Genomic DNA, 24,531 nt, shown 5'->3' with positions numbered 1-24,531 from the left:
CGACCTAGAGCTGGTGGCCGAGCTTGTACTCGCCCTGCTTGTACTCGGGCATGTCCTTGTCGTCGTCGGAACGCGTGTACGAGAAGCCGTCGGCGCCGATGGTCACCGCCATCTCGCTGGAATCGGTGCGGGCGACGACCGGCTGCGGGTTGCCGTCGAGGTCGAGCACCAGCGAGGCATCCGTGTACCAGGAGGGGACCACGGGGTTTCCCCACCAGTCACGGCGCTGGTTGTCGTGCACGTCCCACGTGATGACCGGGTTGTCGGGGTCGCCGGTGTAGTAGTCCTGCGTGTACACCTCGACGCGGTGTCCGTCGGGGTCGCGCAGGTAGAGGTAGAACGCGTTCGAGACGCCGTGACGGCCGGGCCCGCGCTCGATCGAGTCGGAGCGGCGGAGAGCACCGAGCTTGTCGCAGATCGCGAGGATGTTGTGCTTCTCGTGCGTCGCGAAGCACACGTGGTGCATGCGGGGGCCGTCGCCGCCGGTCATGGCGGTGTCGTGCACGGTGGGCTTGCGGCGCATCCAGGCGGCATAGACCGTGCCCTCCTCGTCCTGGATGTCTTCCGTGACGCGGAAGCCGAGATCCTGCATGAAACCCACGGCGCGGGGTACATCGGGGGTGACCTGGTTGAAGTGGTCGAGGCGCACCAGCTCGCCGGGGATGTGCAGGTCGTAGCGCCACGACATCCGCTCGACGTGCTCGGTCGCGTAGAAGAACTCGTAGGGGAAGCCGAGCGGGTCGACCACGCGCACCGAGTCGCCGATGCCCTTGACGAAGCCGTTCTCGTTACGACGCACGTCGCAGCCCAGCTCGGTGTAGAACTCCACGGCGCGGTCGAGGTCTTCCGGGGTGCGGACCCGGTAGGAGAAGGCGGCGACAGCGGCGATCGGCCCCTTGCGCAGCACGAGGTTGTGGTGGATGAACTCCTCGGTCGAACGCAGGTAGATCGCCTCGTCGTCCTCCGTGGTCACGTACAGGCCGAGGACATCGACATAGAACTGGCGGGAAGCCGCGAGGTCGGTGACCACGAGCTCCATGTACGCGCAGCGGAGGATGTCCGGGGGCGAGCTCTGCGGCGTCGCGACCGGGTTGTCCGAACGGATCGGTGCTTCCTGGGATACGTAGAAGCCCGAGGATGTCAGGGTCATGTCTTCGCGGTGTGTCATGTCAGCGTCCTTGCGTGAGGGTTCCGGTCGCACTTGCTGTCGTTTCTGCGCCGGCAGAGCGACAGCAAATGCGACCGGAATGAGACAGCGGGGTCAGTTCTTGCCGAAGGTCGGGTTGTGGGAGTGGGCCGCGAGCGTGATGTGCACGCTCTGCTGGTCGGTGTAGAAGTCGATCGAACGGTAGCCGCCCTCATGACCGAGGCCCGAAGCCTTCACTCCGCCGAAGGGGGTACGGAGGTCGCGCACGTTGTTGCTGTTCAGCCACACCATGCCCGCCTCGACCGACTGCGCGAAGTTGTGCGCGCGCTTGAGGTCGTTCGTCCAGATGTAGGCGGCGAGGCCGTACTTGGTGTTGTTCGCGAGCGACAGGGCCTCTTCATCGGAGTCGAACGGCGTGATCGCGACGACCGGGCCGAAGATCTCCTCCTGGAAGATGCGGGCGTCGGGGGAGACGTCGGCGAACACGGTCGGTTCGACGAAGTTGCCCTCCTCGAAGCCGTCGGGGCGACCGCCGCCGGCGACCAGGCGACCCTCGGTCTTGCCGATCTCGACGTAGCTCATGACCTTGGCGTAGTGCTCGGGGTGCACGAGCGCTCCGACCTCGGTGGCGGGGTCGTGCGGGTAGCCGACCTTGACCCGCTTCGCCTGGGCGGCATAGCGCTCGACGAACTCCTCGTAGATCGAGCGCTCGACCAGGATGCGGGAACCGGCGGTGCAGCGCTCGCCGTTGAGGGAGAAGACGCCGAAGATCGTGGCGTCGACGGCTGCTTCGAGGTCGGCGTCGGCGAACACCACGGCCGGGGACTTGCCGCCGAGCTCCATGGACAGGCCCTTGAGGAAGGGGGCGGCGTTGCCGAAGATCAGCTGCCCGGTCGAGCTCTCGCCCGTGAAGGAGATGAGCGGCACGTCGGGGTGCTTCACGAGAGCATCGCCCGCATCCTCGCCGAGGCCGTTCACGAGGTTGAAGACGCCCTGGGGGAGCCCTGCTTCTTCGAAGATGCCGGCCCAGAGCGAGGCCGACAGCGGCGTGAACTCGGCGGGCTTGAGCACGACCGTGTTGCCGGTGGCGAGCGCGGGACCGAGCTTCCAGGACTCGAGCATGAAGGGCGTGTTCCACGGCGTGATGAGGCCGGCGACGCCGATCGGCTTGCGGTTGACGTAGTTCATCTGGCGGCCGGGCACCTTGAAGGCGTCGTCGGACTGGGCCACGATCAGGTCGGCGAAGAAACGGAAGTTCTCGGCGGCGCGGCGGGCCTGGCCCAGCGCCTGGGTGATCGGGAGACCGGAGTCGTACGACTCGAGCTCGGCCAGACGCGCGTCGCGGGACTCGACGATGTCGGCGATCTTGTGCAGCACGCGCGAGCGCTCGCGAGGGAGCATCCGCGGCCAGGGGCCCTCGTCGAACGCGCGCTTGGCGGCTGCGACGGCGAGCTCGATGTCGGCCTTCTTGCCGGCGGCGGCGGTCGTGTAGGTCTGGTTCGTCACCGGGTCGAGCACATCGAAGGTGTCGCCGTCGACGGAATCGACGAAGGCGCCGTCGATGTAGTGCTGGATGTGGTCGGGGAGGTCGGCGGGGATGCGCGAATCGGTCATGAGAGGTCTCCGGTCGTCTGTGCGGAAGTCGTCTGGGCAGAACGGGTGTGCAGCGCGTCGAGGAACGCGTCCATCGTGCGCCAGCGGTGGTTGCGGGCGGCGAGTTCGATCTCGAGCGGGTCTGCGCCCGCGCGGATGAGTTCGAGGATCTCGGTGTGCTCTTCGACCGAGTGCTGGGCGCGTCCGGGGATCGAGGCGAACGTCGTGTCGCGGATTCCCGAGAGCCTCGACCAGCCGCGGTGCACGAGGTCGAGCAGATGAGGGTTGGGGCACGGCTCGAACAGCACCGAATGGAACTGGCGGTTGAGCTCGGTGAAGGCGTGGGCGTCGAGATGGTCGAGCATCTGCGCCATCCGCTCGTTGATGCGGGCGGCCTCGTCGAGGGCGTCATCGTCGAGCAGGGGAGCGGAGAGCGCGGTGGCGCAGCCTTCGACGAGGCCGAGCGTCTGCATGGTGTGCGCGTATTCACTCTCGTCGACGAGGGTCACCCGCGCTCCGACATTGCGCTCGAACGTCACGAGGCCTTCGGCTTCGAGGCGGCGGATCGCCTCACGCACAGGGACGACGCTCATCTTCAGGTCTTCCGCGATCGATCCCAGTACCAGCCGGTAGCCGGGACTGAACATGTGCCCGGTGATGCGCGAGCGGATCCACTCATACGCGACCTCGGACTTGCTGGCCGCAGTCGTGGTCATCGAGCGCTCCGGTCGGCAGTCGCTTCCTCGTAGCGGGCGCGCCACTCCGCGTTCAGGGGGAACACGCCGTCGACCGGATGGCCGGCGGCGACCTGCTCGGCGATCCAGGCGTCTTCGATCTCCTGTGCGACGGCATCAGCTGCCACCTCTTCCGCGAGGGCGGGAGGGATGACGATCACGCCATCGCTGTCGCCGACGATGATGTCGCCCGGCTGCACGGTCGCGCCGCCGCAGGAGATCGTGACGTCCACGTCCCACGGCACGTGCTTGCGGCCGAGCACCGAGGGGTGCGCGCCCTGCGAGAACACGGGCAGACCGATCTCGGCGACCGCGTCGAAGTCGCGGACCCCGCCGTCGGTGACGACGCCGGCCGCTCCGCGAACCTTCGCGCGCAGGGCGAGGATGTCGCCGAGGGTGCCGGTCGTGGCGTCGCCCCTGGCTTCGATGACGATGATCTCGCCGTCTTCCACCGCGTCGAATGCGCGCTTCTGCGCGTTGTACCCGCCGCCGTGGGTCTTGAAGAGGTCTTCGCGGAACGGCACGAAGCGCAGCGTCTTCGCAGTGCCGACGATCTTGCTGCCGGGGATGTTCACCGAAACTCCGTCGATGAAGCAGGAGTGGTGTCCGCGCTTGCGGAGCTGGGCCGAGAGCCCGGCCGTCGGAGCTTCGAGGAGCTTGGCGCGCAGTTCGGGGGAGAGGGCAGGAGTCTTCTCGACGGGAGGCAGGCCCGCTTCCTCGCGGGAGCCCCAGGCTTCGGTGCGCTGCAAGTCGTCGACGGCCGGCAGCGAACCGAGGTCGCCGTCGAAGGGGGCTTCGCCCTGGGTCACCGTGGTGACGAGACGACCTGAGGTCGGGGCGCCGGGAGCATCAGGAGCATCGACCTCGACCTCGACGACGTCGCCGGGGACGATGACCGATGAGCCTGCGGGGGTGCCGGTGAGGATCACGTCGCCGGGATCGAGCGTGAAGTGCTGGGAGAGGTCGGCCACGAGCTGCGCGAGCGGGAAGATGAGCCCGGCGGTGGTGTCATCCTGTCGGAGCTCTCCGTTGACCCAGGTGCGCACGCGAAGGGCTGCGGGGTCGACGGTGCGAGCATCGATCAGCTCGGGGCCGAGCGGCGTGTAGCCGTCGCCACCTTTCGAGCGGACGTTCGAGCCCTTGTCGTTCGCGCGCAGGTCGTACAGGCCGAGATCGTTCGAGGCGGTGACCCCACCCACGTGTGCCCATGCCTCGTCGAGCGAGACGCGACGCGCGGCGGTGCCGATCACGAGGGCGATCTCACCCTCGAAGGCGAGAAGCTCGGTGCCGGCTGGGCGTTCCACGGTACCGCCGGAGACGCCGACGGAGCTGGCCGGCTTGAAGAAGTAGGACGGGCTGGCGGGGCGTCTGCCGCGCTGGTCGGCACGGGAGGCATAGCTCAGGTGGATCGCGATGATCTTGCCGGGGCGGTTGATGGGGGCCGTCACGGGGCGCCTCCTTGCGCTCGTCTGCGATGTCGTTCCGGACGCCTTGTGCGTCGTATTCGAAATCATATATCATCGATTCACCCCTCGGCAAGCACTTCGGATCCGCTCCGCTGCACGCCGTGACAATGCGGTCACAACCAAAGGAGACACCCCATGAGCGGGCAGTCACAGGATGGGTTCACACCCACCGGAACCATCGCGACGACGGCCGATCGGCGCCGTGTCGTGTTCGCCACCGTCGTCGGCACCACCGTCGAGTGGTACGACTTCTTCATCTACGCGACGGCCGTCGGGCTCGTGTTCGGACAGCTGTTCTTCGAGCCGCTCGGGGCCAACAGCGCCCTGATCGCCTTCGCCACCGTCGGGGTGAGCTTCCTCTTCCGGCCACTGGGCGCATTCCTCGCCGGCCACTACGGCGACAAGCTCGGACGCAAGACCGTGCTGATGTGGACGCTGATCCTGATGGGTGCGGCCACAGCGCTCATCGGCCTCCTGCCCACGTACGAGACGATCGGCATCACGGCGCCGATCCTGCTGGTGCTCCTGCGCATCATCCAGGGCATCTCGGCCGGCGGCGAGTGGGGCGGGGCGGTGCTGATGGCCGTCGAGCACGCCCCGCGTAAGAAGCGCGGCATCTTCGGCGCCTCGCCGCAGATCGGCGTGCCGCTCGGGCTCCTGCTCGCCTCCGGAGTGATGGCGCTGATGACGGTGATCGCTCCCGGCGATCAGTTCGCGGCCTGGGGCTGGCGAGTGCCGTTCCTGCTCAGCGTCGTGCTGATCCTCGTCGGGTACTACGTGCGCCGCAAGGTCGAGGAGAGCCCCGTCTTCACCGAGCTCGCCGCGCGCAAGGAGAAGGCGCGGATGCCGATCGCGCAGCTGTTCCGCAAGCACCTGCTGCTCGTGATCATCGCCGCGTTCGTGTTCGCCGGCAACAACGCGGTCGGCTACATGACCACCGGTGGCTACATCCAGGGCTACGCCACGAACCCCGAGGGCCCGATCGGCCTCGAGCGCGGTCCGGTGCTCTGGGCCGTCGCCGGCTCTGCGGTCACCTGGTTGCTCACGACGCTGCTCGCCGGCTGGCTGTCCGACCGCATCGGCCGCCGCACGACGTACATCATCGGCTGGGCTCTGCAGCTGGTCGGTGTGTTCACGCTGTTCCCGCTGGTCAACACCGGCGAGATCGGCCTGCTGTTCGCCGGGCTCGCGATCCTCACGATCGGCCTCGGCTTCACGTACGGGCCGCAGGCCGCGCTGTACGCCGAGCTGTTCCCCGCGAGCATCCGCTTCTCCGGCGTCTCGATCTCGTACGCGATCGGTGCCATCGCCGGTGGGGCCTTCGCTCCGACCATCGCCACCGCCATCGTCAGCGCGACCGGGTCGACGCAGGCCGTCACCTGGTACCTCGCGGGCATGACCGTGCTCGGCCTCATCGCGACGCTGCTGCTGCGCGACCGCTCCGGCATCCCGCTCGGACCCGACCACGAGGAGGAGCAGTCCGTCAGCCCGATCTACGGACTCGCGAAGGCCTGATCACCTCCGCGTCGTGACCTGCTCCCGTCGCGCTTCCTGTCCGCTGCATCCCCGCGGTGCGACAGAAAGCGCGACGGGAGCTTTCGTGCGGGGTCCTGCGGAGCCGTCAGCCGTCGAGGGATTCGCGGATGACGGCCGCGGAGCGCTGGAGTCTTGCCGCGATGTCGGCGTCGTCGAGGTCGGTTGCCACGTGCACCACGGCGATCGCGGCCGGCCGCTGCCCGCGGAGCGCGAGCGGAACCGCCACGGACTGCACGGTGGGGATGACTTCGTCGTGGCTCGTCGCGTAGCCACGGTTCCGCGTCGCCTCGACGTCGGCCGGGAGCGAGGCGGGGGCATCGCCGGGCCAGTCGGCCTCGGACAGCTGGGCCAGGATCGCCTTGCCCGGTGCGCCGACGGTGACCGGATGCCGGGCTCCTGGGCGCTGGGCGACGCTCGCGATCGCGTGACGCGGTTCGACGCTCGCCAGCGTGATGCATTCGGTGCCGTCGAGCACGGCGAGGAAGCAGGTCATGCCGAGTTCGTTCGCGATCGCGGTGAGCTCGGGGAGGGCCTCGGCCTGCAGGTCATGGGCGACCCCGGCGGCGAGTGCCGCCATCCGAGCGCCGAGGTTCACGGCTCCTGAAGCATCGCGCGTCACGAGCCCGTGGTCTTCGAGTGTGCGGAGCAGGCGGTAGGCGATCGAGCGGTGCACGCCGAGGCGAGAGGCGATCTCGTCGATCGTGAGGGGCCCGCGCGCATCGGCAAGTACCTCGAGGATGCGGATGCCGCGGCTGAGGGTCTGCGAAGCGGGTGAGGGGGTCGAGCTGTCGGGCATGCGGGCGCTCCCTTGCGATCGAAGACGGCGCGGCTTAGGCTGTGTTCAATAGTAGAACTCCGTGTTCGAATATAGAATACTCGGGCTTCGAATGCAAGACCCGATGATCAACACCCGACACCGCAACACCCGACGAAGAAGTCCGGAAGGAATCGACGACGATGCAGTTCCACCACCACGGCTACGTCTCCGCTGACCCGCGCGTGCAGGACGCCGCCGGCGTCGGGGCGGCGCGGTCAGCCGACCTCCCCGACGAGATCGACGTGCTCATCGTCGGCTCGGGGCCCGCAGGAATGCTGCTCGCCGCCCAGATGTCGCAGTACCCCGGCATCTCCACCCGCATCATCGAGAAGCGCGATGGACGTCTTCCGCTCGGGCAGGCCGACGGCATCCAGCCGCGCAGCGTCGAGACGTTCCAGGCGTTCGGGTTCGCCGAGCGGATCATCGCCGAGGCCTACAACATCGGCTGGATGAACTTCTGGGGCCCGAACCCCGACAAGCGCGACGAGATCGTCCGCACCTCCCGAACCTCCGACTACGCGTACGACATCTGCGAGTTCCCGCATCTGATCGTGAACCAGGCGCGCGTGCTGGACTACTTCGCCGAAGCCGCGGCGAACGGACCGGGGCGCATCGTCCCCGACTACGGGGTCGAGTTCGCAGGCCTCACTGTGCACGACGAGGGGGAGTACCCCGTCGAGGTACGGCTCCGCTACGTCGCAGGGGAGCGCGCAGGCGAGGAGCGCACGATCCACGCCAAGTTCGTCGCCGGCTGTGACGGCGCGCGCAGCGGTGTGCGCCAGGCGATCGGCCGCACGCACGTCGGTGCCTCAGCCGCACACGCCTGGGGCGTCATGGACGTGCTCGTCAACACCGACTTCCCGGACTGGCGCACCAAGTGCGCCATCAACTCCGAGGCGGGGAACATCCTGCACATCCCACGCGAGGGTGGCTACCTCTCGCGGATGTACATCGACCTCGGCGAAGTCGCCGACGATGACGATCACCGCGTGCGGCAGACGCCCATCGAGGAGATCATCCGCCGCGCCAACGAGATCCTGCACCCGTACACGCTCGACGTGCGCGAGGTCGCCTGGCACAGTGTGTACGAGGTCGGCCACCGTGTCACCGACGGCTTCGACGACGTGATCGACGGCTCCGGACGCACGCCGCGCGTGTTCCTCACGGGCGATGCCTGCCACACGCACAGCGCCAAGGCGGGCCAGGGCATGAACGTGTCCATGCAGGACGGCTTCAACCTCGGCTGGAAGCTCGGCTCGGTGCTCACCGGCCGTGCTCCCGAAGCATTGCTTGCCACGTACGGGGCCGAGCGGCGCCCCGTCGCCCAGCAGCTCATCGACTTCGACCGCGAGTGGTCGACCCTGATGGCCCGCAAGCCCGAGGAGATCTCCGACCCCAACGAGCTGGCGACCTACTACCTCGCCACGGCCGAGTTCCCGTCCGGGTTCATGACGCAGTACACCTCTTCGATGATCACGGGGACCGACGCGCACCAGGCGCTCGCCGCGGGCTACCCGCTGGGGAAGCGGTTCAAGTCGGCGGAGGTCATGCGCGTAGGTGACGGCAACGTCGTGCATCTCGGACACCACGCGAAGGCCGATGGACGCTGGCGGGTCTACGCCTTCGGCGACCGCACCGGTGAGGCGCTCGCCGCGTGGGCTGCGAAGGCCGAACCGCTGTTCGCGCGCTTCACTCCGGCAGACGCCGATGTCGACGCGGTCTTCGATGTGAAGGCCGTGTACCAGCAGCCGTTCGAAGAGGTCGAGGTCACCTCCGCGCCCGCGTTGTTCCAGCCGAAGACCGGCCCGCTCGGACTCACCGACTGGGAGAAGGTCTATGCGGCGGGCCCCAGCAAGTGGACCGAGACCGACATCTTCGCGGCGCGCGAGCTCTCGCGTGACGGTGTGGTGGTCGTGGTGCGCCCCGACCAGTACGTGGCGGCCATCCTGCCGCTCGACGACACGGCCGAGCTGGCCGAGTTCCTCGAGGGGGCGTTGCTGCCGGCGCGCTGAGGCTCGGCTCGGCTCGGGAGGACTTCTCCCCGACGGGCGGAGCTTCGGGGCAGAATCTTCCTCCCGAAGTGGAGTTCTCCTCCTGAGGCGGTGACTTCCTCGGCATGACACGTGTCATGCCGAGGAGATGACATCGCCCTCCGGTCTCGCCGTCGCCGGGCGACGAGGCTGGAAGCATGAACAACTCCTCCGTTGACGGGTCGGCGACGCGGGTCACCGCGCGACCGGCATCAGGTGCCTCGACCGACGATCCGGTGGTGCTCGAGCTGAGCGGCGTCACGCGTCACTACGGCGCGGGCGAGCGCCGCGTGCAGGCGGTCGACGGGGTGGACCTGTCGATTCGGCGTGGCGAGGTCGTCGCGCTGCTGGGGCCGAACGGCGCCGGCAAGACGACCACGCTCGACATGCTGCTCGGACTCACAGAACCCAGCAGCGGCACGGTGCGGGTGCTCGGTGTCACGCCGGAGCAGGCCACCTCGAGCGGGGCGATCGGTGCGGTGCTGCAGACCGGTGGGTTGCTCGGTGATCTGACCGTGGGAGAGACCGTGCGCCTCATCGCCTCCCTGTATGGCGCACAAGCGCTCGGCAGGGTGGGCGAAGTCATGGCCCGCGCGGACCTGGACCACCTCGCCCGCCGGCGTGTGTCGAAGTGCTCCGGAGGCGAACAGCAGCGCGTGAAGTTCGCGCTCGCGATGGTCTCCGACCCCGACATCCTGGTGCTCGACGAACCGACAGCCGGCATGGATGTCACGGCACGGCGCCACTTCTGGGATGTCATGCGGGCGGATGCGGATGCCGGACGCACGATCATCTTCGCCACCCACTACCTGGAGGAGGCGGAGCAGTTCGCCCGGCGGACCGTCGTGATGCATCGCGGCACGGTGGTCGCAGATGCCCCCACCGCGTTGCTGCGCGCAAGCCTCGGCGAGCGGACCGTCTCGGCGACGGTCGACGAGGACTCTGCCGCGCTCGTGACGAGGTTGAGCGCGACCGATGGCGTCATCGCGGTGCGGGTCGACGGAGATCGCCTGAGCCTGCGCGCCACTGATTCCGATGCCGCCGCCCGCATCCTGCTCGACAACGGCGCTCACGACCTCGAGATCGCCGCACCCACCCTCGAAACCGCCTTCACGGCCCTGACGGAGAACTGACATGCTCGTCTCACCCACCATGCTGCGCATCGAAGGCGTCCGCCAGCTGCGCAACCCGTACACGCTCGCGTTCACCCTGGCGATGCCGGTCGCGATGTATCTGCTGTTCGGTGCCGGTATGGGCTACGGCTCCCTCTCCGCCGGCCACGGCAACGTCTCGTTCTACGTCATGACGTCGATGGCCGCGTACGGCACGGCCGTCGCCATGAGTTCGCTGACCTCGCTCGCCGCGACCGAGGCGAAACAGGGGTGGGGTCGCCAGCTCGCCATGACGCCGTTGACGACGGTCGGATACGCGCTGACCAAGCTGCTCACCGCCGTCGCCTTCGCGGCGCTGGCGCTGGTGGCGGTGTTCACAGCCGGGATGATGACCGGCGCGCAGGCCGAAGACGCCTGGCGCTGGGTCGCGACGGCGGGCATCATCCTCGGGATCGGATTGATGTACGGGCTCTTCGGTCTCGGCGTGGGGCTGTTCTTCAGCTCCGACTCGGCTGCCGCTCTCGCCTCGATCTCGATGACGTTCTTCGCGTTCTTCGGCAACGTGTTCATGCCGCTCGACGGCGTGATGCTCGACATCGCCCGGTTCACCCCGCTCTACGGCTTCGTCGCGCTGAGCCGGTGGCCGCTGACCGACGGTGTGCTGACCACCGGGCAGAGCGATCCGCTGTGGGCGCTGTTCCTCAACGTCGTCGTCTGGCTCGCGCTCTTCGCGCTGCTGGTCATGATGGGGATGAAGCGCTCCAGGGCGCGCCAGTAGTGGCATCCGGTAGCAGTGGCGGGCGACGACAGTAGGTTGGACGAATGACGCAGCACTCGATCCCCGAGGATCCGGGGACGAAGGGGCCCGCCGGCGAAGCCGCGCAGTTCGCAGCCGCGGGTGCGGCCCCGGCGGCGTGGGCGGCCCCCGGGGCACGCCGCACTACAGGGAAGGATCCCTGGGCCCGCTTCGGGTGGCTGATGGCCGTGATCTGGCTGGTCTTCCTCATCTATCCGGTGATCGCGCTGCTGCGCTCCACGGCACCGCTCGAGTGGGTGGTCGTCGGCTGGGTCGCTCTGGTCGCCTTCGTCGTGCTCTACGTCACCGGCTTCATGCACGGCATGCGCGGAGGGGGCGGACTGGGACGGCCGCCGTCGACGCGGCAGTGGCTCACGTTCGTCGCACTCATCGCATGCGCACTCATCTCCATCCCGGCCGAGGGCGGATCAGCACTCAGCTTTCTGCCGTTCGTCATGTCGTTCGCCTCGTACGGCCTCACTCGTGTGTGGCACTGGATCACGACGATCGCTGCAGTCACGGTCACGGCGCTGTGCGTGTTCCTGCTCCCCGGCGGGCTCAGCTACCTCTCGGTATTGGCGATCGTGGCGCTGCTCGGTGTGGTCAACACCGTGTCGACGTGGCTCATCCTCCGCTCCGGTGAGGCGGAGCGGCTGGGGCTCGAACTGGCCACGAGCGAGGGGCGCGAAGCCGTCGCCCGCGACGTGCACGATTTGATCGGCCACTCCTTGACGGTCGTCGGCCTCAAGGCGCAGCTGGCCCGTAGGCTCATGGACACCGACCCGGAGCGGGCGAAGGCCGAACTCGCCGACATCGAGCAGCTCACAGCCGAGGCGATCGCCGGGGTGCGATCGACGGTGGCGGGGGCGCGGGTGACGACGCTCGTCGAACAGCTCGCGTCGTCGAGGGATTCGCTCCGCGCGGCCGACATCGAGTTGCAGGTCGAGGGGGAGCCCAGCGCCCTGTCGCCGGTGCAGGCGATCACTGCGAGCTGGATCCTGCGTGAGACGACGACCAACACCCTCCGGCATTCGCAGGCCCGCACTGTGCGGGTGCTCCTGGCCCCGGGCCGCCTGGTGATCGAAGACGACGGGGTGGGTGCAGGCGTGGCTGACGGCAACGGGATCCGGGGTATGCGCGAGCGGGCGGCGGGTGCGGGCGCGGCATTCGTGCTCGGAGCGACGGACGATGCAAGTGGCCGCGGCACGCGTGTGGAGGTGACCTGGTGAGCGGCTCGAGTGCGGGCGCCGCGATCCGCCTGCTGATCGCCGACGACCAGGCGCTCGTGCGCGGCGCACTCGGTGCGTTGCTCGATCTGGAGCCCGACCTCGCGGTGATCGGGATGGCCTCGGAGGGTGCCGAGGCCGTGCGGCTCGCGGAGGAGCTGCGTCCCGATGTGTGCCTCATGGACATCCAGATGCCGGGCATGGACGGTGTGGAGGCGACGCGCAGGATCCGTGAGGTGAGCGAGGGGACACGGGTGCTCGTCGTGACGACCTTCGCTCGCCCGGGATATCTGCGCTCCGCACTGGATGCCGGCGCCAGCGGCTTCATCGTCAAGGACACCCCTGCCGAACAGTTGGCCGAGGCCGTGCGCCAGGTTCATGCCGGGCTGCGGGTGCTGGATCCGGCGCTCGCCGCGGACAGCCTGTTCGACGGTGCGAACCCTCTGAGCGATCGGGAGCGGCAGGTGCTGCGCCTCGCAGCGGATGGGCGTTCAGCGGCAGCGATCGCCGCCGAGGTGTTCCTGTCGGCAGGGACCGTGCGCAACCACCTCTCGGCAGCCATCGGCAAGACGGGCGCAGCGAACCGGGCGCAGGCGGTGCGGATCGCGCTCGACAAGGGCTGGATCTGACGAGCGAGTCGGCCCACAGCGCCCGGTCACCGGGTTTCGAAGGGTTCTCAGGTTTCGGACGTTCTTCGGATCCGGCCCTGGCGGGAGGTCGGTGGCCGCGCGTACGGTGGACGCCGACGGGCGACGACGCCCGACAGGAGGAGTGCGTGATGGACTGGAAGATCGAACTCATCTTCGTGCCGGTCACTGATGTGGACCGCTCGAAGGCGTTCTACGAGAAGATCGGCTTCAACGCCGACTGGGATCAGACGCCTGTCGATGGTCTGCGTTTCGTGCAGATGACGCCTCCGGGCTCAGCCTGCTCGATCGCATTCGGCACCGGGTTGGGCATCGACCTCGAGCCGGGGAAGCAGAACACGATCCAGGTCGTGGTGCCGGATGCCGACGAGGCGCTCGCGCACCTGGAAGGTCTCGGAGTGGAGGCCCGTGGTGTTCAAGAATTGGCTTGGGGGCGCTTCGTATCGTTCGACGATCCCGATGGGAACTCGTGGACGCTGCAGGAGCTTCCTGACTACGGGGCGTAGCGCTCGGTTTCCGGGTTCGGCTCGGGCTCGGTCACCGGCTCGGGCTCCGGGTCGGCGACGATCTCGATCTTGAATCCTGCGGCGTTCTCCAGCCACCCGGCGTAGTGCTGCTCGCCTCCGGCATGCGGGTAGCGATCTGCGTAGAGCGGGCTCCAGCCGTGGGAGGACGCTTCAGACATGATCGCGTCGACGGTGGCGCGTTCGCCGCCGTGGAAGGCGAGATGGTTGAGTCCGGGGCGACGGCGATCGTGCACGACATCCGACAGGTTCGGTGAGGTCGTGAAGGTGAGATAAGTGCCGCCCGCCGTCCACGACGCCCCGCCGGACCACTCGCTGTCGAGCGTGTAACCCAGGCGGTTGAGCACCCAGCTCCACTCCGCTCGCACCGCATCGAGGTCGGCGATCCAGAGTTCGACGTGATGGAGACCTGGCATCGTCCGAGTCTGTCAGGTGCAGGGTGCGAGGTGCAGGTGCAGGTGCCCGGACGTTCGAGCATGGCTCACCTCTGTCGCGCTGCCGCACGTGCGCGGCGGGTGGTGGTGGTGGGGTGTGGTGTGCGCCATTGTCGGGTGGGGTCCCACCAGGCGGGGCCGCGGACGTGGGGGACGCCTTTGCGCATGCGGATTTGCCATCCGCTGGTGGTGAGGGTGCGGTGGTGGTGCCAGCAGAGGGCGACGCCGTTGCGGACTATTCGTTAGTCTGACCTTATGGATGTGGTGCGTGCGGCGGCAGTTTACGCGAGGGTGTCTTCGGATCAGACGGGGCAGCAGTTGGCGGTGACACGGCAGTTGGAGGACTGCCGAAAGCTCGCGGCTGAGCGTGGTTGGGTGGTCGCGGAGGAATACGTCGACAACGATATCTCCGCGTTCCGGGGGAAACACCGTCCCGCGTATGAGCGGATGCTGGCCGATATCGCGGCGGGGGTGCGGGACGGCGTGTTGGTATACAACACGGACCGGTTGACGCGTCGACCGATCGAGTTGGAAGAGTTCACGCTTGTGTGCGAAGCGGCACGGGTACGGAGTTTCGCGACGGTCACCGCCGACATCGATCTGGGCAACGACGACGGCATGTTCATGGCACGAGTGCTGGCCGCGGTCGCAGCGAAGGAATCAGGCCGGAAGTCGGAACGGCTCCGGCGCAAGGCCCAGCAGAACGCGGAGGCCGGAAGGCCGAATGGCGGGCATTTGCGCCCGTTCGGGTACGAGGCAGACCGGGTGACGGTCAATGAGGCGGAGGCGTTGCTGATTCGGGAAGTGGTGAACCGGTTCCTCGCGGGCGAGTCGTTGCATGCGCTAGCCGTCTGGCTCGAATCCACGGGGGTCCCGACCACGGGCGGTCGGCCGTGGCATACGACGACGCTGCGGCAGATGCTGATCTCGGCACGGATCGCCGGATTGCGCTCCCACAAGGGCGTCGTCGTCGGTGACGCGGTGTGGGAGCCGATCATCACGCCCGCGCAGCGTGAGCAGGTTCTGGCGGCGGTGGAACGCAAACGGGTGTCGGGGCGGCGGGTGCCGCGCCGGTATTTACTGTCCGGATTGCTGCGCTGCGGCAAATGCGGTAGCCGCCTGTACTCCGCACGCCGTGAAACGACACGGCGATATGTGTGCTCGTCAGGTCCAGATCACCAGGGGTGCGGCAAGCTGACCGTCGTCGCGGAGCCGGTGGAAGAGTGGCTGGCGGCAGCGGCACTGTACCGGCTGGACACACCGGAGATGACGGACCGGGTCACCGGGCGCATCAGCGCCGATGAGCGGCTGAGCACCCTGACCGCACAATTGCAGGTCGCGCAGGCGAAACGGGAGGAACTCGCGTCGATGTGGGCGGCGGATGAGATCTCCCGCACCGAATGGAGCGCGGCGAGGGTGCCGATCGAAGCACGGATCGAGCAGGCTGAGAAGGAGTTGTCCCGGCTGCGGAGCACCGATTCGTTGGCGACGCTCGTGGGCCGGGGTAAAGAGCTGGAGGCCGAATGGGAGGCGTTGACGTTGGCGCGTCAGGTCGCGATCATCCAGGCCGTGTTGGACTGCGCGACGATCCTGCCTGGCACACCCGGCACCCGCGCTGTCGACCCCGACCGGATCGTCCCCGAATGGCGGACGTAACTCCCTGCACTTCGTCTACGAGAAGTTCAGGACGATCCAGGCGACGAGGGCGGCCGACTCAACGATGCAGAGCAACAGCCACGCATCGAAGAAGTTTAGTGAGTGCTCTCGCTGTCCGCAGCGGTGCAGGAATCCATTGGCCCGGCGATGGCCGCGAAGCTTGGAATGGTTGTCCAATGCCCAGCACCACCGCCCGTTCAACCACAAGGCCACTGCTGCGGGCAATAGACCCACGCAAACGAGCGCGACCATGCTCCACAGGTCACCAGCCGTTAAGAACGTGTCGGCGCTCGCCAAATAGACGACGCTGACGAGTGGCAGGATCGCGGTCATGACCGCGAGCGCCCACGGGCTTGAAGCTCTAAGAAGTCGTCGCAAATTGCTCGCCGAGCCAGAATCGATTGCTTCTGCTGGCTGTGGGTAGACGAACTCGGGGTGGCGGCGAAGGCCGAGTCGGCTCACGATGCTTGTGTCTCGCAGGTTTTCGACACCGGCTCCCCAGGTTGTGGCGGCGATCCGATGCGCTTTCTCACCGTCTCGTTCGTCTTTCGCTACAGCCACGCGCTCCCGCTCAAGCACCGTCTCGTTCTCTGCGAGTGCGGCACGACTCTCAGCGGCCACTGCCTCGAGTTCCAACGCGCGGAGCCTTTCCTGATGGACGCGCTTTGCTTCCACCAGTTCCTGCTCCAACTGCGTTTGCTGTTGTTCGGCAGCCTCTCGCGTACGCACGAGGTGACGAATGTTTTGGTCCCACGCATTGGTGCCAGCCCATCCTCTTCTTTCTCCGGCGATGGGGTGATTCTGGACTCCTCCCTCCAAGAATCTCTCTAGAAAATAGCCCAGGCCGAAGGGTTTAGCCGGTGTGAGGCCGCGTGTGCCGAACGTGAAGACGCCTGCGTCTACGACGGGAAAAACACCGCCTACATCAATGACGCCACGCGACGGCGGCTCCTCCAGGAAACGTATTCCTACGGCTTTAGCCACATCCACCCAGCTGCAACCGAACGTGACCCACAGCACCTCGGTGTCCTTCTGCTGCAACTGAAGTTGTCGCCGGGCAGCTTTGAAGTCATCGACCTTGAGCTTGTCGAGCTCTACTCTGATGGCAATCCGTCGGCTACCGGCGTGGGTGAGCAGGTCTATCCGCTCCCCGTCCGTCGCAGGGTCTACTTCGGCTTCGTACCCGAGTTGGTGGAGATACTCAGCGATCAGATTCTTGAGGAGCTTCTTCCACCCGGCACCGCGTTGCGTTGATTTCACTGACTCGCACTTGTCCTCGGCGTTTGCGCCATCCGGTCTCGGCGAGTGAACGAGGATCGGGCGGGCAGCGGTGATCTTCTTGGGCAGCATCCGCGGATTGACCGCCCCCAGGCAGTCCAGGCAAGATAGACCATCTCGTGGAAGCCCCTGAAATCCGTGCCAGCGTTCGTATTCGCCAGGCGTGCGTATGTCGATCACACGATCGCCCGGACCCAGGCCGCAGACCATGTTGGCGGGTGTGGGCCAGAAATCCATGTAGCACCTCCAGTTGGGGCGATATCGACCGCAGCGTCCATCTAACCGGAGATCTCCGACACTCCGAACTTAGGGAATAGCTGGCACCTCCTCTAACGGCCTAGTGGCGGTCAATCCGCTGCCGCTGCCGCTGATCAAGAGCGTGGCAATGTTCGCGATGACGACCGGGTTGGTGATCTTCACCGAGACCCCTTGTCGGGCACAGGATTCGTGCACCCAGGTGGTCAGGGCGGCGCGGTCGATGTTCTCGAAACTCATCTTCCACCACCGACGTCAGTATCGCCGTGGGTAAATTGGACCAGCGGGCTGGAAGTGTCGCCGAGCTGGCGCGCGGCCCACAATCCTTCGCGGTGCTTCAGCGCGGCGGTGACGGCGAGGTATCGTTCTCCGGCGCTCTTGTGTCCGGCCCGGGTGAACGCCCATTCCGTATCGGCAGCATCACCAGATTCTGTTTCAGCGTCGCCACGGATACTTCGGTGTCGGGCTGCGGCGGCTTGTTCGTATGCGGCACGGACGGCGCGGAGCGCTCCCATGGTTGTGGAGTAGCGGCGGGATTTGGTGGTGATGTGTCCGCGGTAGCCGAGGGTATGCAGCCAGGTCACCATCGCCGCGTACTCGGGGATCTCTTCAGACAGGTTCACGATCGTGTGCAGGAGGGTCCGGACGTGGTCGGAAACCGCGAGGTGGTCGATGGCAGCGGGATTGATCCGATGCGGGGCCAGCCCGGCGTCGGCGACGGACTTGGTGACGTATTTGGCCAGGTACCCTGCGACCTTCCGCCCCAGCACGGCACTATCCGTAGCGCCAGTGGTGTCGGCCAGGATCTGGGTGTCGATCTGGTTGCCGAATCGGAGCGTGCGCACTTCTCCGCCAGGCGCGAGCACGTCCAGGTGGACGCTGGCGGCCGCGCGCTGAACCAACACTGACAACTGCTCACCGCTGATCGCTTTGGCTGGCGGTGTCGGCGTTCCTGTCCGGGTAGCGGCATCGAGGCGGATCACCGAGTGAATGTGGGGGATGATGCGGGTTTGCATCTCGACAACTTTCACGAACGAGACCCGAATCCCGGCGCCGTGTTCGGCACGAAGGAGTCGGCGTAGCGTGCGGGTGAATCGGTCCCACAGAGCGGGGGTATGCCAGATGGTCAAGACATGCCCGGTGTAGTCGTAACAGTCGGCACACAACGGCTGCCCGAGGCGTTCATCATCGTCACGGTGCACGAGCGCACAGCTTGCCGCACGTCGGTGTCGGCACGTCCTGGCGGGTCCGAGATGACACGGCCGGGATGCGCCGGTTTCGTCGGCACGAGTGGAGTGCACAGCACCGAAGCCGGGAGCGGTGAGGGTGGCGAACACGGCAGGGTGGTCTGCGACGGTGGCGGGGACGGTGTCGCTACCGCCGAGTCCGGCGTGGACGAGATGCCAGGTGTCTCCGGCGTAGAGGTCGGAGCAGGACGGACACACCGCCGTGCGACGGTTCTTGCACCGGGCGTAGATCAGGCTCGTCCCGGCGGTGTCTTGACGGGTCAGGTGGATTGGGTGGGCGCAGTACCCCGAGGCTGTTACTCGCGCCCACCATGCCGGGTAGGTAGAAGAGGAAGCGCGGGTCAGAACCTGCCCGATCATTTCCGGGCCCATGCCACCGAACGCGGAGCTGGTGCGTGCCGTGTGGCTCATTGTCGCCTCCTTTCTCTTCTCTTGGCCGGGCTCAGTCAGAACCCAGGACCGGCGGTGCCGTACGGCTCAACAGAGGTTGTGACGTTGTCCTCATCTGTGGGCGCAGGCCGGTGGTAGCTCGCGGCGAGGGCATCGATGTCGGCGTCGGTGACGTGGAACGCGCGGGCGCGGATCGCGGCCGTTGTGCCGTCTTCGCAGATGTAGCCGACGCCGGGCAGAGTGTCGCTGATCTGATCGCACAGCGCTCCTGCTTCGCGTGCACCGGCGCCGAGGACCATGCCGACCTGTGTGGATTCGGCCAATCGCAGTCCGATCCGGGTGGGGAAGAGTTGCCGCATCGCCACGATTTCTTTCGCGGGGTCCTGGACGCACCCGATCACATTGACGCCGACCGCACGGCCCTGAGACAGGATCAAGCCGAGGAGTTGGGTGATTTCGGAAGCGACCTTCCGGTCTGTCTGATAGGCAGTGAGTGAGGCGAGTTCATCGATCACGAGCAGGATCAGCGGCTCCGAGATGGTAGGAACATGTTGCCGGGTCACCCCGCGGAGCCGTTCGGCACGCTCGGTGAGAATCGTCGCCGCGTCGCGCAACAGGGTCAGTGTTTGTTCGGTGGTGTCGTACGCGAAGCGGGCGAACAGTGCGGTTCCGCGCCCGAATTCCATCCCTCCTTTCGGATCGATCACCCACGCCTGCACGACACCGTCCCTGATCAACGGGGCAAGGCCGGTCAGGAGCGACCAGACGACGCTGCCTTTCCCGGAACCGGTGGCCCCGGCGATCAGCAAATGCCGCCCGAGAACACGGACCAGCCAGGGCATGCCGGATTCGGTGACACCCACCGGGACCGCTTCGAGGTCCACGAGTTCGCTCGGCGTGAGGACGCGGATCGGTTCGGCGAGGCTGTCGGTGTGACGAACGGTAATGAGCACTCGGCCAGGGCCCGCCGCTGTCACGTTGACGGTGTTCGCGCCGAAGGAATGGGCGAACGCATCCGATTGGCCTGCCCAGCCCGCGACCGTCTGGCCCGGGATCAGTTGCACCAGCAACTCGTCGGCGGCGTACCCGATGCGGATCTTGCGGAGCCGGGGTATTACGGGCTGCCCATCCAGTGGTGTTGTCAGTCCATGCAGGGCGCACACGGCGGCCCACGGCTGACGGTAGACGCGGTGCCTGCGGCGTCTCGCCCAGATGCGAAACGACACCAGACGGCGGAACGAGCCCGGCCACACGAGCCGCCACACGATCAAGCAGACGATAGAGACGGCGACGACGACCAGCGCGGGGACCCAGCCGTGCACGATGAGGACATACACAGCGGCCAGTATGGGAAGGCTCAGCATCGGGAAGAGGATCGCCCACCATCCCAGGAGCAGGATGCGGCGGGTGAGGAACCATGCCAGTCGGAAGACGGCGACGATGACGGTCTCCGCGATCGAATCGTCGTTGCTGTTGTTGACGGGTTCGCGGGCGGTGGATTGAACCATGAAAATTACAAGCTCCAAGAGAGTCGGCGGTGAATGAAGAGGGGGGCTGCCGGTCAGGCAAGCCAGGCAGAGCACCTGGATGGGCCTGACCGGCAGCAGGGGGTTACTCGCCGGTCTTGACCGGACGGGCCGCCGCGGGCGCATTGACGGCGCGGATGGAGGCTGCCCGGTAGGCGACACCGGAACGGTCGCCCTGAGACCACGGGATCGCCACCAGCCGTTCGATGGCGACCGGTGATCCAGTGGTCAGGTTTCCGGGTTCTCCGGCAACGGTCACGGCGAGGACTTCACCGCCAGAGGCGTCGAGGGCGGCGACCTGCACCTGCCACAGCGGAAGGCCCGTTTCCCTGTCCATTCGCACCGCACCAGTGTCACGATCGGTGCGCTGCTCGGCGATACGGGTGCACAGGAATGACACCCCGTCAGTGTTGATCATCAGCTTCATGTTCATGCTCCTTCTGGTCTGCCCGTCGATCCCGGATGGGATCTCTTTGGGCTGCCTCCAGCACATCGCGAGACCCCATTCGCGGATAAGTGGCACCGTGTAGCAGGCCGGTGCTACAGGCCGCTACGCTCCGCCCTTCGCCGCGCGTACTCGGCAATCACGCGGGATATGGGCGAGGATGGGTCCACCATGATTGGGACCCGCCGTGCACCGCCGCTCCCTAGGAGCGCGCTGGCCCGGGCGCGGGAAGACCGAGGGTGGAGTCAGGTAGCTGCGGCCAGGGAATATGTGCGCGCGGCCGCGGAGCTGAACATTCCCGCCGCAGAACTGGACTCGTTGCGGATCTCGATTTCTCGTTGGGAACGTGGCGAACACACTCCCGACGAGCAAACCCGTCGGGTGCTCCGCCGACTTTTCAACCTCACCGACACGGAACTCGGCTTCACCACCCGGTCGCCCTTGATCGTCGTCGACGAGACGGTAGAATTGGCCGCGCGCCTAGCGAGTACCGCGAGGGTCGACGTCGCTCTGATTGGCACATTCGACCAGCAGACCCACGCGTTGCGGCTGCAAGACCGCACATTCGGGGCTGCGACGATGCTGGATCAAATGTCGGCGCACATCCGTCGGATTCAAGGGCACCTCGATCATTCGATGACCCCTGCGATCCGGGTGGGACTCGCCCGTGTCCTTGCCGACGCTGGAGCGTTGGCCGGGTGGCAGGCGCTTGATGCTGGAGCGGCCGGGCGGGCGTGGGAACATTTCAACCGTGCCCAGGACGCCGCACGGGAAGCCGAAGAACCCGTCTTGTTGGCTCACGCGATCGGCGAGCAGGCATACGCGCTCCTCGAAGTCGGCGACCCGGACGGTGCGCTTGAAGCGATCAAATACGCAGCAAAACTAGGATCGCACCCGCCACTGTTGACCGCCTGGTTGGCCGCTGCAGAGGGAGAATTCGCCGCCGCCAGCGGGAACACGACTGAGGCCCTCCGCGCGTTCGATCGGGCCCAGCAGTTTCTACCCGCGGGTGCCACCGACGAATCGTTGCCGTTCCTCAGCCTGAACGATGCACATCTCACCCGGTGGCGCGGCAGTGCCTTGGCCCGGTTGGGCAACCCTGAAGCCATTGATGATCTGACACAGGCGCTCGTTACGATCGACCAGGGCTCGTTCGTTCGTGCGCTTACCGGCCTTCACACTGATCTTGCTACCGCGCACGCCGTTGCTGGTGACCGGGACCAGGCCCGAACCCACATCAGGCTCGCACGATCCTTGGCAGCACAGATCGGCTCGCAACGACTCTTACGACGGCTCGACCGGATTCTGCTTCCGGGTATCACTGGCCAGAACCTGTAGCAGCCCGACCAGGGACCCCGCCCCCATCACCAGACCCTTCGCTATCAGCTGCGGGATCACCGCCAGCGGCACCCATCGCACGACAGCCGCTTCCTCCGCGTCCGAGGGGTCGCCGACGTGTTCCGCGCCACGGCCCGTATAGATCTCATGCGGGGTGTCCACCATGCCCGGCATGGGCTGGAACTCCGCCAGACGAGACAACCGCCCCGGACGCCAGCCGGTCTCTTCCAAAGTTTCACGCTCTGCGGTCACGCGGGGGTCTTCGTCACCATCGACGATTCCGCCCGGCAGTTCCCACCCCCACGCCTTGGGCACGAACCGGTACCGCCACAACATCAGCACCCGGTCCTGATCATCCAGCACGAGTGCCAACGAGACGCGTTGCAGTCGCACCACATGATGCTCAAACCGTCGCCCGTCCGGCGGGGTGATATCGACCTTCGTCAGATGCACCCACGGGTTCTCATACAGTGACCGTTCCCCGTGCTGGACCGTCGCCAAACCCTCCGGCGTGCCCATCGCCGAAACGTCGAACTGCTCAACTCTGCCCGAACTCACTACGCCAGCTTAACCATCCACGCAGGACGCGAGGCTGTCTTCGTCGGCTTAGCCGCGCTGAGGCGCCGCGGGTGCGACCGCGAGCACGCACGGGCAAGGTCGGAGCAAAGGCGTGACGAACTTGGAGCACCATCACGCGCTGGTGTCGGTTGGAGATCCGCCGAGTGGGCGTCCGCCGTTTTGCGCGACTTCCTTAGCTGTGTCGGATGATGCCGGTAGCCTGGCACTGCGCCAATGAGGTCGCATAGAGAGGACGAAATGGCAAAGACAGTGTTCTACAGCTTCCATTACGACAACGATGCGTGGCGGGTACAGCAGATCATCAACATGGGCGCTGTGGAGGGGCAGCCACTGCTGAATTCCCAGGAGTGGGAGGAAGTGAAGAGAAAAGGAAAGGCCGCGATCGAGAAGTGGATCGACGATCAGATGGCCTACAAGAAGGCCGTGGTGGTCTTGATCGGGTCCGAGACGGCCGGCCGGCCGTGGGTGGACTACGAGATCCGCAAGGCGTGGAACGCGAAGAAACCGATCATCGGTATCCGTATCCACGGCCTCGCTGATTCCTCCGGTAACTCCGACTCCTCCGGGGCTAACCCGTTCGTCAATATCTCCTTGAAGGACGGGACAAAAATCTCGGACTATGTGACGGTGATCACTCCCAGCGGCTCGAACAGCAAAGACGTTCACGCAGACATCAAGGCGAACATCGCAGGTTGGGTCGACCAGGCGTACGCACGCTCATGAGCTCGGTCGGTGGGGAAGCGGATTGTCCGTTCTGCGAAATCGTCGACCGCGACGATCCTGACGCACGCGAGGTGTATCGGGATGAGCATACGGTCGCCTTCTTCCCCACCGAACCTGCAGTGCTGGGGCATACGATGGTCATTCCCCGCGCCCACGTCCCCGACATCTGGCACCTCTCCGATGACCAGGCCCGGCAACTCAGCGTGACCATCCTGCGGATCGCGAACGCGATTCGAGACAGCCTGCACCCGGACGGGTTGAACGTCATCCAGTCCAACGGGGAGGCGGCCAGTCAGAGCGTGATGCACGTGCACGCGCACCTCGTGCCACGCACGGTGGGCGATCGCGTCGGACGGATCTGGCCTCCAGAGAGCAATTACAGCGAGGCGCAGAAGGACGACGCCTGGGAGACGCTTCGTGCCGCCTGTCGTGCTATCGGCACTGCAGCCACACCAGCAGGGCCACTCCCACCAGCAGTGTGATGCCGTAGAAGTCGCGCACTGACCACGACCACACGACCTTGCCCCACCCGATGGACTCGCACTGGGCACGAGAGAGCGTCCCGCAGTATCGGGTCGCGTTCATCTCGTAGACGTCGACTGCCCCGTCTCGCGCGGCATCGAACAGAAGCCGGTACTTGCGTTCTTCACGAAAGTAGCGAGCATCGACGGCGGCGAACAAGAGCACCGCGAACATGCCAAGCAGCGCCACCACCATCGACGGCTTTGTGCCGGCGTACCCATATGCGGCCGTCGCTATCGTCAGCGCCCAGCCCTTGGCAACGGCCGAAGCGGAAGACATCCGCCCAATCGCCGTTTGAATGAAGTCCAGGTGTTGACGGCGAGCATCGGAGAACCGCGCTGACGCCTGCTCCGTCACTCTGCCCCCTCACGTGGTCGTGCGACCAGCTTACCGGCGTGGCGCGTACGAGAACGGACCCCGCACAGACACGACAGCGACCAGGTCCGGGCCACATCAGTGGCACCCTTTCCAGAGCCGCGGAGTCGATCGCGACAGAAGCTATCGTTACCG

General features: G+C 66.5%; 24 protein-coding genes. 11 read left to right on the top strand and 13 right to left on the bottom strand.

Annotated elements, in window-relative coordinates; genetic code table 11:
• Positions 1 to 4: 4 nt before the first annotated feature.
• From hpaD to CQ040_RS16920, 4 genes are all read right to left on the bottom strand, one after another.
• Positions 5 to 1,168 carry a 3,4-dihydroxyphenylacetate 2,3-dioxygenase gene (hpaD, locus tag CQ040_RS16935; protein ID WP_105527986.1) on the bottom strand — a complete coding sequence of 388 codons (1,164 nt, stop codon included), beginning with the start codon at positions 1,166 to 1,168 and terminating at the stop codon, positions 5 to 7.
• A gap of 93 nt (positions 1,169 to 1,261) precedes the next feature.
• A complete protein-coding gene (hpaE, locus tag CQ040_RS16930; protein WP_105527987.1) occupies positions 1,262 to 2,761 on the bottom strand; it encodes a 5-carboxymethyl-2-hydroxymuconate semialdehyde dehydrogenase in 1,500 nt (499 codons plus the stop codon).
• A complete protein-coding gene (locus CQ040_RS16925; protein WP_105527988.1) occupies positions 2,758 to 3,456 on the bottom strand; it encodes a GntR family transcriptional regulator in 699 nt (232 codons plus the stop codon). The genes hpaE and CQ040_RS16925 overlap by 4 nt, the downstream gene beginning before the upstream one ends.
• Positions 3,453 to 4,922: a fumarylacetoacetate hydrolase family protein gene (locus CQ040_RS16920; RefSeq protein ID WP_105527989.1), complete on the bottom strand. Its 1,470-nt coding sequence runs from the start codon at positions 4,920 to 4,922 to the stop codon at positions 3,453 to 3,455. The genes CQ040_RS16925 and CQ040_RS16920 overlap by 4 nt, the downstream gene beginning before the upstream one ends.
• Positions 4,923 to 5,075: 153 nt before the next feature.
• Between CQ040_RS16920 and CQ040_RS16915 the strand changes: the two genes are divergently transcribed.
• Positions 5,076 to 6,455 carry an MFS transporter gene (locus tag CQ040_RS16915; protein WP_105527990.1) on the top strand — a complete coding sequence of 460 codons (1,380 nt, stop codon included), beginning with the start codon at positions 5,076 to 5,078 and terminating at the stop codon, positions 6,453 to 6,455.
• Between the two features lie 106 nt (positions 6,456 to 6,561).
• On the opposite strand, the gene CQ040_RS16910 is transcribed toward CQ040_RS16915, so the two are convergent.
• Positions 6,562 to 7,272 carry an IclR family transcriptional regulator gene (locus CQ040_RS16910; RefSeq protein WP_105527991.1) on the bottom strand — a complete coding sequence of 237 codons (711 nt, stop codon included), beginning with the start codon at positions 7,270 to 7,272 and terminating at the stop codon, positions 6,562 to 6,564.
• Positions 7,273 to 7,433: 161 nt separating this feature from the next.
• Between CQ040_RS16910 and CQ040_RS16905 the strand changes: the two genes are divergently transcribed.
• The 6 genes from CQ040_RS16905 (at position 7,434) to CQ040_RS16880 (ending at position 13,610) form a co-directional block, all read left to right on the top strand.
• On the top strand, positions 7,434 to 9,305 hold the full coding sequence (locus CQ040_RS16905; protein ID WP_105527992.1) for an FAD-dependent monooxygenase: 1,872 nt from the start codon (positions 7,434 to 7,436) through the stop codon (positions 9,303 to 9,305).
• A 176-nt stretch (positions 9,306 to 9,481) separates the two neighbouring features.
• Positions 9,482 to 10,456, top strand: coding sequence for an ABC transporter ATP-binding protein (locus CQ040_RS16900; protein ID WP_028503980.1), 975 nt, complete (start codon positions 9,482 to 9,484; stop codon positions 10,454 to 10,456).
• 1 nt (position 10,457) lies between these two features.
• Positions 10,458 to 11,213, top strand: a complete 756-nt coding sequence (locus tag CQ040_RS16895) for an ABC transporter permease (RefSeq protein WP_105527993.1) — start codon at positions 10,458 to 10,460, stop codon at positions 11,211 to 11,213.
• A gap of 44 nt (positions 11,214 to 11,257) precedes the next feature.
• Positions 11,258 to 12,460 carry a sensor histidine kinase gene (locus CQ040_RS16890; RefSeq protein WP_105527994.1) on the top strand — a complete coding sequence of 401 codons (1,203 nt, stop codon included), beginning with the start codon at positions 11,258 to 11,260 and terminating at the stop codon, positions 12,458 to 12,460.
• Complete coding sequence (locus CQ040_RS16885) at positions 12,457 to 13,086, top strand: response regulator transcription factor (RefSeq protein WP_105527995.1); 630 nt, start codon at positions 12,457 to 12,459, stop codon at positions 13,084 to 13,086. The genes CQ040_RS16890 and CQ040_RS16885 overlap by 4 nt, the downstream gene beginning before the upstream one ends.
• A gap of 149 nt (positions 13,087 to 13,235) precedes the next feature.
• Complete coding sequence (locus CQ040_RS16880) at positions 13,236 to 13,610, top strand: VOC family protein (RefSeq protein WP_105527996.1); 375 nt, start codon at positions 13,236 to 13,238, stop codon at positions 13,608 to 13,610.
• Here CQ040_RS16880 and CQ040_RS16875 read toward each other — a convergent pair.
• On the bottom strand, positions 13,598 to 14,044 hold the full coding sequence (locus CQ040_RS16875) for a VOC family protein (protein WP_105527997.1): 447 nt from the start codon (positions 14,042 to 14,044) through the stop codon (positions 13,598 to 13,600). The two genes, CQ040_RS16880 and CQ040_RS16875, sit on opposite strands and share 13 nt — an antisense overlap.
• A gap of 273 nt (positions 14,045 to 14,317) precedes the next feature.
• Here CQ040_RS16875 and CQ040_RS16870 point away from each other — a divergent pair, with 273 nt between their 5' ends.
• On the top strand, positions 14,318 to 15,718 hold the full coding sequence (locus tag CQ040_RS16870) for a recombinase family protein (protein ID WP_105527998.1): 1,401 nt from the start codon (positions 14,318 to 14,320) through the stop codon (positions 15,716 to 15,718).
• Positions 15,719 to 15,733: 15 nt separating this feature from the next.
• Here the strand turns inward: CQ040_RS16870 and CQ040_RS20545 are convergent, their stop codons facing one another.
• The 5 genes from CQ040_RS20545 to CQ040_RS16835 form a co-directional block, all read right to left on the bottom strand.
• Positions 15,734 to 17,233, bottom strand: a complete 1,500-nt coding sequence (locus CQ040_RS20545) for a hypothetical protein (protein WP_146113939.1) — start codon at positions 17,231 to 17,233, stop codon at positions 15,734 to 15,736.
• Positions 17,234 to 17,302: 69 nt separating this feature from the next.
• Complete coding sequence (locus tag CQ040_RS16850; RefSeq protein WP_105528002.1) at positions 17,303 to 17,491, bottom strand: hypothetical protein; 189 nt, start codon at positions 17,489 to 17,491, stop codon at positions 17,303 to 17,305.
• Positions 17,488 to 18,909 carry a replication initiator gene (locus CQ040_RS16845; RefSeq protein WP_105528003.1) on the bottom strand — a complete coding sequence of 474 codons (1,422 nt, stop codon included), beginning with the start codon at positions 18,907 to 18,909 and terminating at the stop codon, positions 17,488 to 17,490. The genes CQ040_RS16850 and CQ040_RS16845 overlap by 4 nt, the downstream gene beginning before the upstream one ends.
• Positions 18,910 to 18,944: 35 nt before the next feature.
• Positions 18,945 to 20,540 carry an FtsK/SpoIIIE domain-containing protein gene (locus tag CQ040_RS16840; RefSeq protein ID WP_219844744.1) on the bottom strand — a complete coding sequence of 532 codons (1,596 nt, stop codon included), beginning with the start codon at positions 20,538 to 20,540 and terminating at the stop codon, positions 18,945 to 18,947.
• Positions 20,500 to 20,841, bottom strand: a complete 342-nt coding sequence (locus CQ040_RS16835) for a hypothetical protein (protein WP_105528028.1) — start codon at positions 20,839 to 20,841, stop codon at positions 20,500 to 20,502. The genes CQ040_RS16840 and CQ040_RS16835 overlap by 41 nt, the downstream gene beginning before the upstream one ends.
• Positions 20,842 to 21,129: 288 nt before the next feature.
• On the opposite strand from CQ040_RS16835, the gene CQ040_RS16830 reads away from it, so the two are divergent.
• The gene (locus tag CQ040_RS16830; RefSeq protein WP_105720496.1) at positions 21,130 to 22,197 is read left to right on the top strand and encodes a hypothetical protein; all 1,068 of its coding nucleotides are present in this window, start codon (positions 21,130 to 21,132) and stop codon (positions 22,195 to 22,197) included.
• Here CQ040_RS16830 and CQ040_RS16825 read toward each other — a convergent pair.
• Positions 22,144 to 22,755, bottom strand: a complete 612-nt coding sequence (locus CQ040_RS16825) for an NUDIX hydrolase (protein WP_258131620.1) — start codon at positions 22,753 to 22,755, stop codon at positions 22,144 to 22,146. The two genes, CQ040_RS16830 and CQ040_RS16825, sit on opposite strands and share 54 nt — an antisense overlap.
• A 258-nt stretch (positions 22,756 to 23,013) precedes the next feature.
• On the opposite strand from CQ040_RS16825, the gene CQ040_RS16820 reads away from it, so the two are divergent.
• Complete coding sequence (locus CQ040_RS16820; RefSeq protein ID WP_105528006.1) at positions 23,014 to 23,499, top strand: TIR domain-containing protein; 486 nt, start codon at positions 23,014 to 23,016, stop codon at positions 23,497 to 23,499.
• A complete protein-coding gene (locus tag CQ040_RS16815; RefSeq protein WP_105528007.1) occupies positions 23,496 to 23,981 on the top strand; it encodes an HIT family protein in 486 nt (161 codons plus the stop codon). The genes CQ040_RS16820 and CQ040_RS16815 overlap by 4 nt, the downstream gene beginning before the upstream one ends.
• Here the strand turns inward: CQ040_RS16815 and CQ040_RS20540 are convergent.
• The gene (locus tag CQ040_RS20540; RefSeq protein WP_146113940.1) at positions 23,932 to 24,378 is read right to left on the bottom strand and encodes a hypothetical protein; all 447 of its coding nucleotides are present in this window, start codon (positions 24,376 to 24,378) and stop codon (positions 23,932 to 23,934) included. The two genes, CQ040_RS16815 and CQ040_RS20540, sit on opposite strands and share 50 nt — an antisense overlap.
• Positions 24,379 to 24,531: the final 153 nt, after the last annotated feature.

Origin of the sequence: Microbacterium sp. MYb54 (assembly GCF_002979515.1) — a bacterium.
GTDB lineage: Bacteria > Actinomycetota > Actinomycetes > Actinomycetales > Microbacteriaceae > Microbacterium.
This window is presented reverse-complemented; position numbering and strand designations above follow the sequence as displayed.

Excerpts from the sequence above, each read along its gene's own strand:
- hpaD (WP_105527986.1), bottom strand. The coding sequence starts at position 1,168 with ATGACACACCGCGAAGACATGACCCTGACATCCTCGGGCTTCTACGTA.
- hpaE (WP_105527987.1), bottom strand. The coding sequence starts at position 2,761 with ATGACCGATTCGCGCATCCCCGCCGACCTCCCCGACCACATCCAGCAC.
- CQ040_RS16925 (WP_105527988.1), bottom strand. The coding sequence starts at position 3,456 with ATGACCACGACTGCGGCCAGCAAGTCCGAGGTCGCGTATGAGTGGATC.
- CQ040_RS16915 (WP_105527990.1), top strand. The coding sequence starts at position 5,076 with ATGAGCGGGCAGTCACAGGATGGGTTCACACCCACCGGAACCATCGCG.
- CQ040_RS16910 (WP_105527991.1), bottom strand. The coding sequence starts at position 7,272 with ATGCCCGACAGCTCGACCCCCTCACCCGCTTCGCAGACCCTCAGCCGC.
- CQ040_RS16905 (WP_105527992.1), top strand. The coding sequence starts at position 7,434 with ATGCAGTTCCACCACCACGGCTACGTCTCCGCTGACCCGCGCGTGCAG.
- CQ040_RS16900 (WP_028503980.1), top strand. The coding sequence starts at position 9,482 with ATGAACAACTCCTCCGTTGACGGGTCGGCGACGCGGGTCACCGCGCGA.
- CQ040_RS16895 (WP_105527993.1), top strand. The coding sequence starts at position 10,458 with ATGCTCGTCTCACCCACCATGCTGCGCATCGAAGGCGTCCGCCAGCTG.
- CQ040_RS16890 (WP_105527994.1), top strand. The coding sequence starts at position 11,258 with ATGACGCAGCACTCGATCCCCGAGGATCCGGGGACGAAGGGGCCCGCC.
- CQ040_RS16880 (WP_105527996.1), top strand. The coding sequence starts at position 13,236 with ATGGACTGGAAGATCGAACTCATCTTCGTGCCGGTCACTGATGTGGAC.
- CQ040_RS16875 (WP_105527997.1), bottom strand. The coding sequence starts at position 14,044 with ATGCCAGGTCTCCATCACGTCGAACTCTGGATCGCCGACCTCGATGCG.
- CQ040_RS16870 (WP_105527998.1), top strand. The coding sequence starts at position 14,318 with ATGGATGTGGTGCGTGCGGCGGCAGTTTACGCGAGGGTGTCTTCGGAT.
- CQ040_RS20545 (WP_146113939.1), bottom strand. The coding sequence starts at position 17,233 with ATGGATTTCTGGCCCACACCCGCCAACATGGTCTGCGGCCTGGGTCCG.
- CQ040_RS16850 (WP_105528002.1), bottom strand. The coding sequence starts at position 17,491 with ATGAGTTTCGAGAACATCGACCGCGCCGCCCTGACCACCTGGGTGCAC.
- CQ040_RS16845 (WP_105528003.1), bottom strand. The coding sequence starts at position 18,909 with ATGAGCCACACGGCACGCACCAGCTCCGCGTTCGGTGGCATGGGCCCG.
- CQ040_RS16840 (WP_219844744.1), bottom strand. The coding sequence starts at position 20,540 with ATGCGCCCGCGGCGGCCCGTCCGGTCAAGACCGGCGAGTAACCCCCTG.
- CQ040_RS16835 (WP_105528028.1), bottom strand. The coding sequence starts at position 20,841 with ATGAAGCTGATGATCAACACTGACGGGGTGTCATTCCTGTGCACCCGT.
- CQ040_RS16820 (WP_105528006.1), top strand. The coding sequence starts at position 23,014 with ATGGCAAAGACAGTGTTCTACAGCTTCCATTACGACAACGATGCGTGG.
- CQ040_RS16815 (WP_105528007.1), top strand. The coding sequence starts at position 23,496 with ATGAGCTCGGTCGGTGGGGAAGCGGATTGTCCGTTCTGCGAAATCGTC.